The organism is Streptomyces sp. NPDC017993 (assembly GCF_044328065.1).
Classification (GTDB): domain Bacteria; phylum Actinomycetota; class Actinomycetes; order Streptomycetales; family Streptomycetaceae; genus Streptomyces.
Genome location: NZ_JBIRGO010000008.1, coordinates 325,808 through 341,442, shown reverse-complemented (window position 1 = coordinate 341,442; position 15,635 = coordinate 325,808). Strand labels below are relative to the sequence as shown.

General features: G+C 71.1%; 15 protein-coding genes. 14 read left to right on the top strand and 1 reads right to left on the bottom strand.

Going from position 1 to position 15,635, the window contains the following annotated elements; all coding sequences use genetic code 11:
- The first annotated feature begins 14 nt into the window (after window positions 1-14).
- From ACH4FH_RS17595 to ACH4FH_RS17530, 14 genes are all read left to right on the top strand, one after another.
- A complete protein-coding gene (locus tag ACH4FH_RS17595; RefSeq protein ID WP_398556726.1) occupies window positions 15-1,193 on the top strand; it encodes a cytochrome P450 in 1,179 nt (392 codons plus the stop codon).
- 34 nt (window positions 1,194-1,227) lie between these two features.
- Window positions 1,228-1,425, top strand: a complete 198-nt coding sequence (locus ACH4FH_RS17590; protein WP_398556725.1) for a ferredoxin — start codon at window positions 1,228-1,230, stop codon at window positions 1,423-1,425.
- A 4-nt stretch (window positions 1,426-1,429) separates the two neighbouring features.
- The gene (locus tag ACH4FH_RS17585; RefSeq protein WP_398556724.1) at window positions 1,430-3,619 is read left to right on the top strand and encodes an aminotransferase class III-fold pyridoxal phosphate-dependent enzyme; all 2,190 of its coding nucleotides are present in this window, start codon (window positions 1,430-1,432) and stop codon (window positions 3,617-3,619) included.
- Window positions 3,620-3,708: 89 nt separating this feature from the next.
- On the top strand, window positions 3,709-4,731 hold the full coding sequence (locus ACH4FH_RS17580; RefSeq protein WP_398556723.1) for a methyltransferase: 1,023 nt from the start codon (window positions 3,709-3,711) through the stop codon (window positions 4,729-4,731).
- Window positions 4,732-4,772: 41 nt separating this feature from the next.
- Entirely contained in the window at window positions 4,773-5,474 is a 702-nt protein-coding gene (locus ACH4FH_RS17575; protein ID WP_398556722.1) for an antibiotic biosynthesis monooxygenase family protein, read from the top strand.
- Between the two features lie 42 nt (window positions 5,475-5,516).
- On the top strand, window positions 5,517-5,942 hold the full coding sequence (locus ACH4FH_RS17570) for an ester cyclase (RefSeq protein WP_398556721.1): 426 nt from the start codon (window positions 5,517-5,519) through the stop codon (window positions 5,940-5,942).
- A 17-nt stretch (window positions 5,943-5,959) separates the two neighbouring features.
- The gene (locus tag ACH4FH_RS17565) at window positions 5,960-7,192 is read left to right on the top strand and encodes an NAD(P)/FAD-dependent oxidoreductase (protein WP_398556720.1); all 1,233 of its coding nucleotides are present in this window, start codon (window positions 5,960-5,962) and stop codon (window positions 7,190-7,192) included.
- 140 nt (window positions 7,193-7,332) lie between these two features.
- Entirely contained in the window at window positions 7,333-8,832 is a 1,500-nt protein-coding gene (locus ACH4FH_RS17560) for an MFS transporter (RefSeq protein WP_398556789.1), read from the top strand.
- A gap of 127 nt (window positions 8,833-8,959) precedes the next feature.
- Window positions 8,960-9,418: a nuclear transport factor 2 family protein gene (locus tag ACH4FH_RS17555; RefSeq protein WP_398556719.1), complete on the top strand. Its 459-nt coding sequence runs from the start codon at window positions 8,960-8,962 to the stop codon at window positions 9,416-9,418.
- A 33-nt stretch (window positions 9,419-9,451) separates the two neighbouring features.
- Window positions 9,452-10,366 carry an alpha/beta hydrolase gene (locus ACH4FH_RS17550; RefSeq protein ID WP_398556718.1) on the top strand — a complete coding sequence of 305 codons (915 nt, stop codon included), beginning with the start codon at window positions 9,452-9,454 and terminating at the stop codon, window positions 10,364-10,366.
- Between the two features lie 2 nt (window positions 10,367-10,368).
- Window positions 10,369-11,691 carry an MFS transporter gene (locus ACH4FH_RS17545; RefSeq protein WP_398556717.1) on the top strand — a complete coding sequence of 441 codons (1,323 nt, stop codon included), beginning with the start codon at window positions 10,369-10,371 and terminating at the stop codon, window positions 11,689-11,691.
- A complete protein-coding gene (locus tag ACH4FH_RS17540) occupies window positions 11,681-12,520 on the top strand; it encodes a 4'-phosphopantetheinyl transferase family protein (protein WP_398556716.1) in 840 nt (279 codons plus the stop codon). Before ACH4FH_RS17545 ends, ACH4FH_RS17540 begins: the two co-directional genes overlap by 11 nt.
- Before the next feature lie 4 nt (window positions 12,521-12,524).
- Window positions 12,525-14,096 carry an acyl-CoA carboxylase subunit beta gene (locus tag ACH4FH_RS17535; RefSeq protein ID WP_398556715.1) on the top strand — a complete coding sequence of 524 codons (1,572 nt, stop codon included), beginning with the start codon at window positions 12,525-12,527 and terminating at the stop codon, window positions 14,094-14,096.
- A 14-nt stretch (window positions 14,097-14,110) separates the two neighbouring features.
- Complete coding sequence (locus tag ACH4FH_RS17530) at window positions 14,111-14,317, top strand: acyl-CoA carboxylase subunit epsilon (protein ID WP_398556714.1); 207 nt, start codon at window positions 14,111-14,113, stop codon at window positions 14,315-14,317.
- Between the two features lie 440 nt (window positions 14,318-14,757).
- On the opposite strand, the gene ACH4FH_RS17525 is transcribed toward ACH4FH_RS17530, so the two are convergent.
- Window positions 14,758-15,444, bottom strand: a complete 687-nt coding sequence (locus tag ACH4FH_RS17525) for a Rieske (2Fe-2S) protein (RefSeq protein WP_398556713.1) — start codon at window positions 15,442-15,444, stop codon at window positions 14,758-14,760.
- Window positions 15,445-15,635 lie beyond the last annotated feature (191 nt).

Sequence of the window (15,635 nt, the reverse complement as noted above, 5' to 3'; positions counted from 1 at the left end):
AAAGGCTGCCTGACGTGACGGTGACGACCCCCGCGACGGAAATTGATCTCTACACGGACGAGTCCGTCCTCGCTCCTTACGAGAACTATCGGGAGCTGCGGAGCATCGGACCAGCTGTCTGGATGGAGACCTACGGAGCCTGGGCGGTCCCGCGCTACCGCGAGGTGTACGAGGCCCTGCACGACCACGAGTCCTTCTCCTCCGCGTCCGGCGTCGGGCTCAGCGAGGAACTCAACCGCGTCATGGCCGGGGGCACCATCGCCAGCGACCCGCCCGAGCACGACCGGATCCGCCGCGTGCTCGGCCGCCAGCTCACGCCGAAGGCGCTGCGCCACCACCAGGTGTACGTCGAGCAGCGGGCCACCGCCCTCGTGGACGAACTCGTCGAGCGCGGCTCGTTCGACGCGGTCACCGACTTCGCGCAGACGTTCCCCGTGGGGCTGGTCCCCGATCTGCTCGGCTGGCCGGAAGCCGAACGCGCCAACCTCCTCGACTGGGCGGCAGCCGGCTTCAACGCGCTGGGCCCCATGAACGAGCGGACGCTGGCCGGGATGCCGGTGCTCAAGGGGCTGTGGGAGTTCCTGGGCCAGCTGGCGTCCACGCGGGATCTGCGCCCGGACAGCTGGGGGGCCAACCTGGTGGCGGCGGTCGACGCCGGAGAGGTGCCGAAGGAACTCCTCCCGACACTGCTCGGCGACTTCCTCGTGCCCTCCCTCGACACCACGGTGAGCTCCCTGTCCGCCGCCATCTGGCTGCTCGGCACGCACCCCGAGCAGTGGAAGCAGATCCGCGAGGACCACTCGCTCATTCCGAACGCCTTCAACGAGATCGTCCGCTACGAGACGCCCGCCCGCGGCTTCTGCCGCCTGCTGACCCGCGACCGGGAGCTCGACGGACTGACGCTCCCGGCCGGTTCGCGGGTGTTCCTGCTCTACGCCTCCGCGAACCGGGACGAGCGCTTCTGGGAGAACCCGGACGACTTCGACATCCGCCGCCCCAACGTCGCCGCCCACCTGGCCTTCGGCCACGGACTGCACGGATGCGTGGGCCAGGGCCTGGCCCGCATGGAGGCGCACGCCCTGCTCAAGGAGCTCGCCAAGCGGGTGGAGCGGATCGAGACCGGCGAGCCGACATGGCGCCGCCACAACACCATCCGCGGCCTGGAGGCCCTGCCGACCACGCTGCATGTCTGACGACCTTCCCTACGACACTCAGAGGGGGCCCGCGATGAGGGTGACCGTAGACCGAGAGCGGTGCGAGGGGCACGGGGTGTGCGAGGCCGTCGCCCCCGGTCTCTTCCAAATCGACGACCAGGGCGACCTGGTGATGCTGCTCGACGATCACGACATTCCGGCGGACCAGCACGATCCGGCGGTGCAGTCGGTCCTTACCTGCCCGGTGGCCGCGCTGCGGATGGAGAACTGAACTGATGGAGAGCACGACACACTCCGTGTTCCGGCCGGTCTCGCCGCACACGCTGGAGCTGATCACCGCGCACAACCGGGAACAGCGCTGCAACTTCCTGATGGCGAGCAACTACGTGAACCCGGCGGCGGCCGGGCTCGGCCATCTGCTGAGCAGCCTCGTCCCCGTCGGTCCCGAGGGCCCCCGGGTCAGCTACCTCCTGAGCTCCGGCCTGGAGGCGCTGTCCGGCGCGATCAAGCTGGCCCGACACTCGGCGGTCCGCGCCGGGCGCGACGAGGGCGGCTGGGTGCTGCTCATCGACGAGCTCGGCACGTACCAGGAGTTCATGGACCCGGTGGAATCGGGCAGCGAAGAGGCGCTGATCCCCCACGTGGTCAGCGCGCCATCGGCCAAGGACGCGGCGCACCGGCATGCCGGTGTCGCCTGGGAAGCCGTGATCGTCGTCCGTGAGGACCACACCGACCTGCGGGATACGGCGCTGCTCGACCTCACACGGGAGTGCCGCGGGCGGGGCGGCCTCGTGATGCTGTGCGCCACCGAGCTGGAACTGTCCGCCCCCGACCTCTTCGCCAACCCCCTCGACGCCGATGTCATGGTCTTCGGCGAGACCCTGGCGGACCGCCAAGTGCCGTTCGGGGCCCTGACCATGTCGCCCGCCGCGCACAGCGTGTGGCGCAACCATGTGGACTGCTTCGCCCACACCTCGACCTATGGCGGCAACGTTCTCTGCGCCACTCTGGTGTGGGACGCCCTGGACCGGGCGGGCCATGTCACCGAGGAGCACCGCACGGTGCTGGGCGCCATCAACGCCGACCCTCGGACGACGGTCGACTACTGGGGCCGGCACATCAATCCCGACATCGCCGGCATGGCCCAGGTCTTCAACCTCAACGTCGACGTCGTACGCGCCTCGGGCGGACGCCTCACCACCGGGAGCGGCCGGGACGTCATCGACTGCGCCGGCGGGTTCGGCAGCAACCTGCGCGGCCACAATCCGCCCGACCTGGTGCCCGAGGTCCTGCAACGGCACGACCCCGGGCACGACTACTTCGCCGACCTTGAGGCCAGGCTCGCCGAACTCACCGGTCTGCCGCACGCCTTCCCCTCGGTGAGCGGCGCGGTCGGCAACCACACGGCCGTGACCCTGGCGGCCCTCGCCACACCGAAGCGGCGGACCGTCGTCACCTTCTCGGGCAACTACGGCGGCAAGACGCTGTTCTCGCTCAACCTGAGCAAGCACGGTCCGCAGAAGACCGAGTCCGACGTGGACGCCTTCCGTCCCTACTACGCCAACCTCGCCTACATCGACCCCTTCGCCCCGGACGCGGTGGACCGCCTGCTCGCGCTGTTGCGCACCGGGGACGTCGCCCTGGTCTGGTTCGAGCTGGTGCAGGGAGCGTCATGCCGGCCGCTGCCCGGGGAACTGGTGCGGGCGATCGACCGGCACCGCGCGGAGTACGGCTATCTCGTCGGCGTCGACGAGGTGCTGACCGGCGGCTGGCGCACCGGCGAGCACTACCTCGCCCACCAGGACGTACTGGGCCGCGCCGACATCGTCACCCTCGGCAAGACCCTCAGCGACATGACGCTGCCGTCCGCGGTCGTCATGGTCTCCGACGAGGTGCGCGCCCGGGCCGAGGAGCGGGCACCGGCCCATGTGGCCAGGATGCGCACCGAGTTCCGGCACAACCTCGGGGCGCACATCTCGGTGCACGCCCTCGACGCCGTGACAGACACGACGGCACGCGCGGAACAGCTCGCCGCCTACGCCGAGTTGCGGACCTCCCTCGCGCGTCTCTGCCGCACCTCGAAGGTCCTGGGCGGGGTGTCCGGGACACAGGCTCACCTGAAACTCACGATGGGGCACCGGCTCCTCGCGTTCCCGCACGGATCCACTCCGGGCACCCTGCTGACCCTGGCCCTCTCCGACCTGATCCATCAGCGCTGCGGGGTGTACATGCCGCTGCTCGCCATCAGGCACCGGGTGGCGGCCGACCGCGCCGACCTGCGCGAGCTCGTCGCCCGGCTGCAGGGCGGGACCAAGGGCATCACACCGCTGATGATCTACCGCTATGCGATCGGGCGCATCCTGCACGACAAGGTGCCGTGGCTGAGCCGGCTGCTCATCGGCCGGGCGGCCCGTCCGCAGGTACCTGCCGGGGTGAGCGCCACCCCGCGGACCGTCGGCTCCTGAACGCGTCCCCCGCTCCTGCCGCACACCATTCCCGCGCCCCATCGGCCCCCGCCCGGCGGTGGCCACCACACGAGAAGGAAGTGCCGACCATGCCGGCTCAGACCAGCGACGTGCCGCCCGCCATGCAGATCCTGAAGCTCGCGATGGCGGGCTGGATGTCCGCGACCGTCAGTGCCGCCGCCGACCTCGGCGTCGCCGACCACCTCGCTGCCGGTCCACGCTCCGTCACCGACCTCGCCGAGGCGGTCGACGCCGACGCCCCGACGCTCTACCGCCTGTTGCGTGCCTGCGCCGACTTCGGGCTCTTCCGCGAACTGGACGGCCGGGTCTTCGCGTCGACCGAACTGGGTGACGCGCTGCGCAGCGACTCGCCCAACTCCCTGCGGAACTTCGCCCGTTGGGTCGGCAGCCCGGCCGACCGCTGGACCTGGTCGGGCCTGGCCGACACGGTGCGGACCGGCGAGCCCGCCTTCGCCAAGGTGCACGGCATGGAGATCTGGGACCACTTCAACAACAACCCCGAGACGGCCACGGTGTTCGACGATGCCATGACCGAGCTGTCCCGCCAGGTGATCGCCCAGACCCTCGCGGCCTACGACTTCACCCCCTTCGGGAAGATCGTCGACGCGGGCGGCGGCCACGGCACACTCCTCACGGAGATCCTGCTGGCCGCCCCGGGCACGCGGGGGGTGCTCTTCGACCGCCCCGAGGTCATCGGCGGTGCGGGGAGCGTGTTCGATGAGGCCGGGGTGCGCGACCGCGTGGAGCTGGAGAGCGGGGACTTCTTCGAGTCCGTGCCGGACGGCGCCGACGCCTACGTCCTGTCGAACATCATTCACGACTGGGACGACGCGCCGTCGGTGCGGATCCTGACGAACTGCGAGCGCGCGATGGCGTCCGGCGGCCGGGTGCTGCTGATCGAGGCGGTGCTCCCCGACGGCGCCGAACCGGCACCCGACATCAAGCTGATGGACCTGGACATGCTCGTGCTCAGCGGCGGCCACCAGCGCTCCGCGGCGCAGTTCGACGCGCTCTTCCAGCAGGCCGGACTGAAGCTGTCGAGGGTCGTCAGCGGCGGCCTGTGCAGCGTCGTGGAAGCCGTCCGCGCCTGAAGCCCCCGTACCCCGCCGCCCGCAGCGAAACGAGGAGACCCATGCCACGCATCAAGGCCCATGACGGATACCTGACGGTGTTCAACATGTTCACGACGGACAGCGAGGAGCACCACGAGCGCCTCCTCGAGGAGATGCGGAAGATCATCGACAACGGCAACGGCGGTCGCGACTTCACCGGCTGGCTGTCGTCGACCCTGCACGCCGGCCAGGCCGCGCTCGGCACCGCCAACTACATCCAGTGGCGCAGCCTCCACGACCTCGAGAACCGGTACGCGGGCCGCGACTACAAGAACGAAACGGTGCCCCTGTTCAAGGAGATCTCGACCTCCGTCAATCTCCTCAAGACCGAGGTGGTCTTCTCCCAGCACCACCCGGACCTCGAACAGATCGAGATCTCGCCGGACCGCGACGACTGGACGGTCATCATCGTCATGGAGGTGGCCCCGGAGAACCAGCAGGAGCTGGTGGATCTCCTGGGCCGCCCGGACGAGTGGATCAAGACGGTGCCCGGCTACCGCTCGCACAGCATCTGCCGGGGCATCGACGGCACGTTCATCATCCTCTACGCCCAGTGGGCGAGCGAAGCGGCCCACAACGCCTTTCACCACATGCCCGAGGCGCAGCGGCCGGCCGACCAGCAGGAGATGCGGGCCGCGGTGGACAAGCTGGTGACGGCCCGGCGGGCGAACACCTACCGCGTCGTACACAGCCGCGCCGCGCAGACCCAGGCGACCAACTAGCGGGACACAGTCGGCCCAGCGGCCGGGAAACAGGGGAGAGACATGGCGCGCGAGGACAATCTCGCTGTTCTGAAGCAAGCAGTGGAACTCATCAACTCCGGTGACGCGGAGAGCGGCGTACGCACGCTGTTCGCCGAGTCCGCCGTCGACCACGACCTCGCTCCGAACCAAGGGCCCGGCAGGCAGGGGCTCCTGGAATTCTTCGGCGCGCTCACCGCGGGCTTTCCTGATCTGCGTCTGGTCCCGCGGCACCTGTCGGCCGACGACGAGCATGTGTCGATGGCGTTCACGGTGTCCGGAACCCACCGCGGCGCGTTCAACGGCGTCCCGCCCACCGGGCGCCGCTTCGAGGTAAGCGGGGTGGAGATCTTCCGGTTCGCCGACGGGCAGGCCGTCGAACGCTGGGGTCTGATCGACGACTTCGGGATCCTGACCCAGCTCGGCCTCGTGCCGCTCCCGCAACACTGACCGGAAGGACCGCAACCGTGCACAGCCGCATCGATCGCGGTGGCCGACTCGTGGTCGTCGGGGCCAACATCGCCGGACTGCGTGCCGTCGAGGCGGCGCGGCAGACCGGATTCGACGGCCCCGTCACCCTCATCGGCGCAGAGCCGCACCTGCCCTACAACCGGCCGCCGCTGTCGAAGGGGTTCCTGCGCGCGGACACCGGTGGCGAGGCGCAGTACTTCCGCGGCGAGGAGTCACTGCGGTCCGAACTCGCCGTGGACCTGCGCCTCGGCGCCCCGGCGACCGCGCTGTGCCCGGACACCCGGACCATCAGGGTCGGCGACGAAGAGCTCCCCTACAGCGCCGCGGTCATCGCCACCGGTGCGCGAGCACGCACCCTGCCGGGCGCGTCCCGGCTGCGTGGGGTGCATACGCTGCGAACCCTCGACGACGCGCGACGCATCCGCGCCGCGCTCGTCCCCGGAGCCCGGCTCGTGGTGGTCGGAGCCGGGTTCGTGGGCGCTGAAGTCGCCTTCACCGCCAAGGAGTCGGGGGTCGACGTCACCGTACTCGAAGCCGCGCCGACGCCGCTGGTCCGCGCGGTGGGCAGCGAGATGGGCGCGGTACTCGGCGGTCTGCTCGGCCGCCGCGGGATCGCGCTGCGTTGTGGCGCCGCCGTCGAGGAGCTCCAGGGCACGGACCGGATCGAGTCGGTCCGCCTCGCCGACGGCACCACCCTGCCCACCGACCTGGTCGTCGTCGGGATCGGAGCCGATCCGGCCACGGACTGGCTGGCCGGATCGGGCCTGGAGCTCGACGACGGCGTGGTCTGCGACCGCCACCTGCGCACCAGCGCACCCGGCGTGTACGCGGCCGGCGACGTGGCCCGCTGGTTCAACCCCGTCCTCGACCGCACGGTCCGCCTGGAGCACTGGACGACCGCGGCCGAACAGGGTGCGCTGGCCGCTCGTAACGCCGTGGAACCCACGACGGACACCGTGTGCTCGACCGTCCCGTACTTCTGGTCGGACTGGGGCGAGCACCGCATCCAGTTCGTCGGGGACCCGCGGGCCGACGAGGTGAGTGTCGTCCTCGGCGACGCCGGTTCCGACAGCTTCCTCGCCCTCTACCGGCGCGGCGAGCGAGTGATCGGCGCGCTCGGAGTGGACCAGCGGCGCGCCGTCATGAGGCTGCGCACCGCCATCGCCCGACGGGCCACCTGGGCCGAGGCCCGGGCCGACCTGGTCGACTCCGCCCGCGCCAGGGACTGACCCGCACGATCCGAGGGATCCACGGTCCCGGCCGAGAGTGATCCGCAAGGCCGAAGGAGACATCAGTGCCCACGCGTCAGTCAGTCGACCATCCTCCCGGCGCTTCCCGGGCCGGGAGGCGCGAGTGGATCGGCCTCGCGATGCTCACCCTGCCCGCCATGCTCGTGTCGATGGACCTCACCGTGTTGCACCTGGCGGTCCCCGCGCTGAGCATGGAACTGGGCCCGAGCGGCTCCGAACTGCTGTGGATCGTCGATGTCTACGGCTTCATGATCGCGGGCTTCCTGGTCACGATGGGCACCCTCGGGGACCGGATCGGCCGCCGGCGGCTGCTCCTCATCGGCGCCGCCGGGTTCGGCGTGGCCTCGGTACTCGCCGCGTTCGCCACCAGCGCGGAGCTGCTCATCGCGGCCCGCGCCCTGCTCGGCATCTCCGGCGCCACGCTCGCCCCGTCGACGGTCTCCCTGATCCGTCACATGTTCCACGATCCGCAGCAGCGGACGAGGGCGATCTCCCTGTGGTTCATGAGCTTCATGGCGGGCTCGGCCATCGGGCCGCTCATCGGAGGCGCGCTCCTGGAGTTCTTCTGGTGGGGCGCGGCGTTCCTGATCGGCGTGCCGGTGATGCTCATCCTGATCCTGGCGGGGCCCATGGTGCTGCCCGAGTACCGTGACCCGGCGCCCGGGCGGCTCGACCTGACGAGCGCCATGATCGCCCTGGTGGCGGTGCTCAGCGGGATGTACGGCCTCAAGAAGATCGCGGAGAGCGGACTGACCCTGTGGCCGGTCCTGGCGATGGCCGTCGGTGTGCTCGGCGCTCTGCTCTTCGTACGGCGTCAGCGCACCACCGCGAACCCGCTGATCGATGTCACGCTGTTCCGCCGGAGCACGGTCCGCGTCTCGCTGCTCGCGCTCACCGTCGGGGCGGTCGCCATCGGCGGAATCGGCTATCTGACGTTGCAGCATCTGCAACTCGTCATCGGCCTGACGCCGTTCGAGGCCGGTGTGTGGACGCTCCCGCCGTTCCTGGCCGGTGCGGTGACGACGGTACTCGTCCCGAACCTCGCGAAGCGGACGGGCGAGGCCCCGGTGATCGCGGGCGGCATGGCGTTGGCCGCGCTCGGACTCGCCGTACTGGCGCTGCTCGGCGGAAGCGGTTCCGGGCTGGTGACCGTGATCGTCGCCCTGGTGTTCCTCTTCGGCGGTCTCATGCCCGTACTGGCCCTCGGCGTCGACGTCGTGGTCGGGGCCGCACCGGCCGAACGCACGGGCGCCGCCTCCGCGATCTCCGAGACCACGCAGGAACTCGGTATCGCCCTCGGCATCGCACTCCTCGGCAGCAGCGCGAGCTTCGTCTACCGACGGGGCATGGACGGCGTGCTGCCGCACGGCGCCGAGCGGTCGGAGGCGGCGGAGGCCGCCCGGTCCACGCTCGGCGGCGCCAAGGGGGCGGCCGGTGAGCTGCCCGCCGAGGTCCTGACGGCGGCCGGGCAGGCGTTCACGGACGGACTGCGGGTGGCGGCGGCGGTGGGCGCAGTGGCGCTGGTGGCCGGTGCCGTGGCGGCCGCGGTCGTACTCCGCCGGGCCGGGGCGGAGCCGGTGGCGGAGGAGCCGGGGCCGGCGAGCCCGGCCCGCACCTGACGCCCCGGACGCAACGGCAGTCATCGGACCACTCGATCCCCGATCCTTCACCCTCGATTCGTCGATCTCCCCTCGACGAGGCGAGCCTGGCCAAAAGCCGTATACCACACGCGAGTTGGAGCAGATCATGACGTTTTCACAGCTGAAGTCCGTGGACGAACGCGTAGAGCGGCTCGTCCACCGCACGGAGGTCGCCGAGCTCCTCGACCGCTATCTTGTCGGCCTCGACGAGCAGCGCCTCGACGACGGCTGGGCCGAGTCCCTCTTCACCACCGACGCCTGTGTGGAGTTCCCCGTCGGCCGGCACGAAGGGATCGCCGGGCTCGCGGCGTTCCATCGCACGGCGATGGCGAAGTTCGCACGGACGCAGCATCTGAACTCCGGCGCGGTCGTGGACATCGAGGGGGAGCGCGCCACCGTGCGCGCCAATCTGATCTCCACCCAAGTGCTGTCGTCGCAGGCGCTGTTCACCACGGGCACCTTCGCCCGCGGCGAGGCCCGGCTCGGCGCGGAGGGCTGGCGGTTCCAGCGGCTCTCCTTCGCCCTGGTGTGGTCCTCCGGAGAGCCCCCGGCGCTCCGCACCTGACAGGCCGTCGGCGCCGAGCACCCCAGGAGACCCATGTCCAGTCCCACGCCCCTTTCCGATCCCGGTCACGCCCCGCAGGGCCGGTCCGGGGGAGTACGACGCATCACCCTGGACGCCGCCGGCGCCACCCTGTCGGGCCTGCTCGCCGAGCCCGAGGACCGCACGCCCCTCGCCGCGGTGATCGCCCTGCACGGCGGCGGGATGACGGCCGGCTACTTCGACGGCCAGGCCGGCCCCGGACTCTCCCTGCTCACCCTCGGAGCGCGCCTGGGCCTGACGGTGCTCGCCCTCGACCGCCCCGGCTACGGAGACTCCGCTCGCACGTTCCCCGAAGGGCAGACCCTCGCCGAGCAGTCCACGACCCTGCACGCGGCTCTCGACGCGTTCGCCTGCCGGTATGAGACGGGCGGCGGCCTGTTCCTCCTCGCCCACTCCTACGGCGGCAAACTCGCTCTGACCGCGGCGGCCGACGACCTCCGCGGCCGGCTGCTCGGCGTGGACGTCTCGGGCTGCGGACACCGCTACGCCGTCACCCCGGAGGAACTCCCGGGCGCCCACGGCAGGGTCGACTGGCGCCGGAGCTGGGGCCCGCTGCGCCTCTACCCGCCGGGCACCTTCCGCTTCAGCCAGGACCTGGTCGCCCCGATGCCCGCCCGCGAACGGGCGGAACTCCTCACCTGGCCACGGCTCTTCCCCGAGGTCGCGGCCCGTATCCGGGTCCCGGTCCGGCTGACCTTCTCCGAGCACGAGTCGCTGTGGCGGCACGACGACGAGGCCCTGGCCGAACTCCGGGCGCTGTTCGCCGCGCCAAAGGTGGTCGTCGAGCGGCAGAGCGGAGCCGGGCACAACATCAGCCTGGGCTGGACGGCGCGTGCCTACCACCTGCGCGCGCTGGCCTTCCTCCAGGAGTGCCTCGTCGCGCACGAGACTGCGGCCGCACCCTGCTGACCATGGACAAGAAACCCACCGGCACCTTCCGCGCCCTGTCCGTACGCAACTTCCGGCTCTTCGCGGCCGGACAAGTGGTGTCCGCGGCCGGCACCTGGATGATGGTCATGGCCCAGGACTGGCTCGTCCTGTCGATGACCGACGATTCGGGTACCGCGCTCGGCGCCGTCACCGCGCTTCAGTTCGCCCCGCTGCTGCTGTTCACGCTCTACGGCGGCCGGCTTGCCGACCGTCACGACAAGCGCCGGCTGCTGATCGCCGCCAACCTGGTCTCCGGCACCCTGACCTGCCTACTCACGCTGCTCGTGCTCTCCGACGCTGTCCAGGTCTGGCACATCTGTCTGTTCGCCCTGGGCCTTGGCACCGTGAACGCCGTCGAGGTCCCCACCCGGATGTCGTTCGTCGGCGAACTGGTCGGCGCCGAGCTGCTTCCCAACGCCTCGGCGCTGAGCGCGGCGTACTTCAACATCGCCAGGGTCGTCGGCCCGGCGGTCGCCGGGCTGCTCATCAGCGTGGCCGGCATCGGCCCGGTCATGCTGCTCAACGCGGTCAGCTACCTGGCCACCGTCCTCGTGCTGCGGATGATGCGGCCGGCCGAACTGCACCTGACGGCCAAGCCGTCCGCGAGGCCCCGGATCGTGGACGGCCTGCGCCATGTGACGGGCCGCCCCGATCTGCTGCTGCCGATGGCGCTCGTCGGCGTGATCGGCCTCTTCGGACTCAACTTCCAGCTGACCCTGCCGCTGATGGCCAAGACCGAGTTCCACACGGACGCCTCCAATTTCGGCCTGCTGACCACCGCGTTCGCCGCCGGCTCACTGCTCGCCGCCCTCGCGACCACCGCACGACGCGGCCGCCCCTCCAGCCGTACGGTGACCACCGCTGCCCTCGCCTTCGGCCTGGTCACCACGGCCGCCGGAGGGGCTCCCGACCACCTCACCGCCGCGGTGCTGCTCGCCCTCACGGGCTTCGCCGCCCTCTACTTCGCCCAGGCCGCGAACCATCGCGTGCAGCTCGGCAGCGATCCCGCCTACCGCGGCCGGGTCATGGCCCTCTACACCCTGGTGCTCCAGGGCTCCACACCTTTGGGCGCCCTCCTGGTCGGCCGGCTCTCCCAGGAGTTCGGCGCCCGGTCCGGGCTGTACGTCGGAGGGATCGTCTCGCTGACCGCCGCGGCCGGCGCGTACGCCGTGCAACGCACCCGGCGCAGGCGCACGGGGCCCGCGCTTCCGCCGCCGTCCCCCCGGCCGTCGAAACCCGAGGGGCCGGGCACCGCCGACGTATCCCGTGCTCCTGAAGAGAGGCAAGGTTCCCATGGCAGTTGAGCCCTTACGCCGTGGCGGCGCGGCCCTCACCGTCGGCCCCGGCGAGCTGCACCTGTGGGCGCTGCGCAGGCCCTGGACAGGGGAGGAGCCGCCGCCGATGGCGACCGGTGAACTCGACGCGAACGAACGGGAACGGGCCGCCTCCTTCGTACGGCCCCAGGACCGCCTGCTGTACGTATCGGCGCACATCGCGCTGCGCCGCGTCCTCGCCCGCTACCTCGGGATCGAGCCCGCCCGGATCGTCTTCGGCCGGGCCCCGTGCCCCGGCTGCGCAGGACCGCACGGCAGACCGGTGCTGCTCAACGCCCCGCGGCCGCCGCACTTCTCGCTCTCGCACAGCCAGGGACTCGCGCTCATCGCCGTCGCCGGGGTGCCGGTGGGCGTCGATGCGCAGCGCGTTCCGTCGCTGGAGACCACCGACCTCTGTCTGCCCGGCATGCATCCGCGGGAGCAGAAGGAGATCGCCGAACTGCCCCTGGAGGAACGTCCTTCGGGGTTCGCCGAGCTGTGGACCCGCAAGGAGTCCTACCTGAAGGGCCTGGGCAGCGGACTCGGCCGTGAGCTCACCGCCGACTACCTGGGCTGCGACATCCTCGCCCGGCCGGCCGGCTGGACCGTGGCCAACGTGCCCGGCGGCCCCGGACATGCTGCCGCGGTCGCGCTCCTGACCGGCGCCGACCACCGAGCCACGGCACGCACCCTGCCCACGCGATGTCTGTACGCCGACGACGCGACCGATCTGATCGCCACCGCCGGGCCCGCGGAACACCTCCCGCTGCCGGCTTCGCGGACGCGGCGGCCCGCCAGGGAAACGAAAGGGAACGAGTGACGCCATGACCACGACCTCTTCTTCCGCCGGGGTCCAGGACCGGCTGCGGGAACTGCACCAGCTGAAGCAGCTGGCCCACGAAGGACCGGACCCCAAGGCGACCGAGCGGCAGCATGCGAAGGGCAAGCTGACCGCCCACGAGCGGATCGAACTCCTCCTGGACAAGGGGAGCTTCGCCGAGGTGGAATCGCTGCGGCGACACCGCGCGAGCGGCTTCGGCCTGGAGGGCAAGCGGCCGTACTCCGACGGTGTCGTCACCGGATGGGGCACCGTCGAGGGCCGCACGGTCTTCGTCTACGCCCACGATTTCCGGATCTTCGGCGGCGCGCTCGGCGAGGCGCACGCCACGAAGATCCACAAGATCATGGACCTGGCCATCGCGGCCGGAGCCCCGCTGGTCTCCCTGAACGACGGCGCGGGCGCTCGCATCCAGGAGGGCGTCTCCGCCCTCGCCGGCTACGGTGGCATCTTCCAGCGCAACACCAGGGCCTCCGGCGTGATCCCGCAGATCAGCGTCATGCTCGGCCCGTGCGCGGGTGGCGCCGCCTACTCACCCGCCCTGACCGATTTCATCTTCGCCGTCCGGGATATCTCGCAGATGTTCATCACCGGCCCGGACGTCGTGAAGGCCGTCACCGGCGAGGAGATCACCCAGAACGGCCTTGGTGGCGCGGACGTGCACGCGGGAGTCTCCGGGGTGGCCCACTTCGTGTACGACGACGAGGAAACCTGCCTCGCGGAGGTCCGCTATCTGCTGTCCCTGTTGCCGTCCAACAACCGCGAACTGCCGCCCGGCGTGCCCGGCCAGGACCCCACCGACCGCCCCTGCGACGCCCTGCTCGACCTGGTCCCGGCCGGCGGGAACCACTCGTACGACATCCGGGCGGTGATCGACGAACTCGTCGACGACGGGGAGCACATGGAGGTGCACGCCACCTGGGCGCCCAACCTGGTGTGCGCGCTGGCCCGGCTCGACGGACACGCCGTGGGCATCGTGGCCAACCAACCCGCGGCCATGGCCGGTGTGTTGGACATCAAGGCCAGCGAAAAAGGCGCGAGGTTCGTGCAGTTCTGCGACGCGTTCAACATCCCGCTGATCACCCTGGTCGACGTGCCGGGCTTCCTGCCGGGCGTGGACCAGGAGCACGAAGGCATCATCCGGCGTGGCGCCAAGCTGCTCTACGCGTACTGCAACGCGACCGTGCCGAGGATCTCGGTGGTGCTGCGCAAGGCGTACGGCGGTGCGTACATCGTGATGGACTCGCGCTCCATCGGCGCGGACATCGCCCTGGCCTGGCCCACCAACGAGATCGCGGTGATGGGCGCCGAGGGCGCGGCCAACGTGGTCTTCCGCCGGGAGATCGCGGCGGCCGACGATCCCGAGGCGATGCGCGCCCAGAAGATCGACGAGTACAAGCGCGAGCTGGTCCACCCCTACTACGCGGCCGAGCGTGGCCTCGTCGACGACGTCATCGACCCCCGCGACACCCGCTCCGTCCTGGCCCGCTCGCTGTCGATGCTGCTCTCCAAGGACGCCGATCTGCCGCGCCGCAAGCACGGAAACCCACCTCAGTGACAGGAGACAGGCACATGCAGGACACGTCCCTACTGCGCGTCGAGAAGGGCAGCCCGAGCCCGGAGGAACTGGCCGCGATCACCGCGGTGCTCCTGGTCCGCTCCGCCGCCGGGGCCGAGCCGGACGACGACTCCCGCCGCGAACGGGCGGTGGCCACCTGGCGCCGCCCGGAGCGCGCGCCGGGTTTCCACGGCCCGAGAACCTGGCGCCGCGGCACCTGACCCGACGCTCCCCAACGCTGAGCCCCCGTAGCCGACGCACGGGTGCGGGGGCCAGCCGCGTCAGCCGACGTGCTGCTGCGCGTCCCAGGGACTGTCCGGGCGTCCCAGGGACTGTCCGGCGGATCATGCGACTGGTTCGGGCCGGGGTCGTTGCGCCCGTCGGGATCTGCCTGCACGTCTCGGCAAGTGGTAGACCGTCCACGAACCCGTCCATGGCCGGCGGAAGAGGTATCTCAGCAACTTCACGGATGGGCACAGCACTCGCTGCGCCCATCCGTGTGTCGTACCACGGACCGGTCGGACGCTGTCGCCTGCGACGAGGACGGGAGCCGGAAGCGACGCTGGTCTGCTTCTCCCCGGAAACTTCCCAGAAGCCTCAGGGCGCCTGGGAACGCGCGCCGGGGCGCCGGCCCGAGCAAGCGGCTTGGGTGGCCGCGCCGTCAGCCGAGGGAGACCGAGCCTCCCTTGACGTTCACCTTGGCGGCCGACAAGGCCCTGGTCGCAGGCCCGTCCTTCACGCTGCCATCGGTGATGTCGAACTTGCTGCCGTGGCACATGCAGTTGATGGTGCCCCCGGAGATCTCGCCGACGAGGCATCCCGAATGGGTGCAGACCGCGGAGAACGCCTTGAAGTCCCCGTCCTGCGGCTGGGTGACCACGACCTTCTCGGCCTTGAAGATCTTGCCGCCGCCCTTGGGGATGTCCGTGGTCTTCGCGAGTTCGCTGCCGCCGCCCCCGGCGGTGCCGCCATCGCTCTCACCCGCGGCACCGTCGCCCGCCGCACCGTCGTCCGCGCCCTCGTTGGCCGAGGGCGCGTCCTGGCCGGAGTCTTCCGCTCCGCCGGCAGCCGGGACCTCCGGTTGGCTCCCGGCCTCCTTCGTGCCGCCGCCGCAGGCGGCGAGGGCGGCGGTCAGTCCGGCCGCGCCGACCGCCGCGACGATGGCGCGCCGCGCCGTGCCACGCCCTGTCCCCTGTCCCGCCCCGGGTACGGCCACGGGGAGCCTTCCGGGTGGGGCTTGCGCCGCGGTCGCCACTTCCTGGTCCGGCCCCCGCTCCGGCTCCGTCTCCGCTGTCACGGCCGTCTCAGCCGTCACATCCGTCCGCACCGATGCTGCGTGTCGAGCCATGGTGTGCCTCCGGTTCGGGTCCTCGTCCGCTTCTGCTGCCTTGTGCGTGGTGCCTGTTGCCTGTTGCTGTCGGCGGTGTGCGGGTGCGCGGCCGGCGGTCCTCATGCCGTCACGTGCAGGCCGTACGGCCCGGTGCCGTATGGCCTCACGGCTTCACGGCCCTGAGGAGCCTGTCGCCGGTCGCCTGGCGC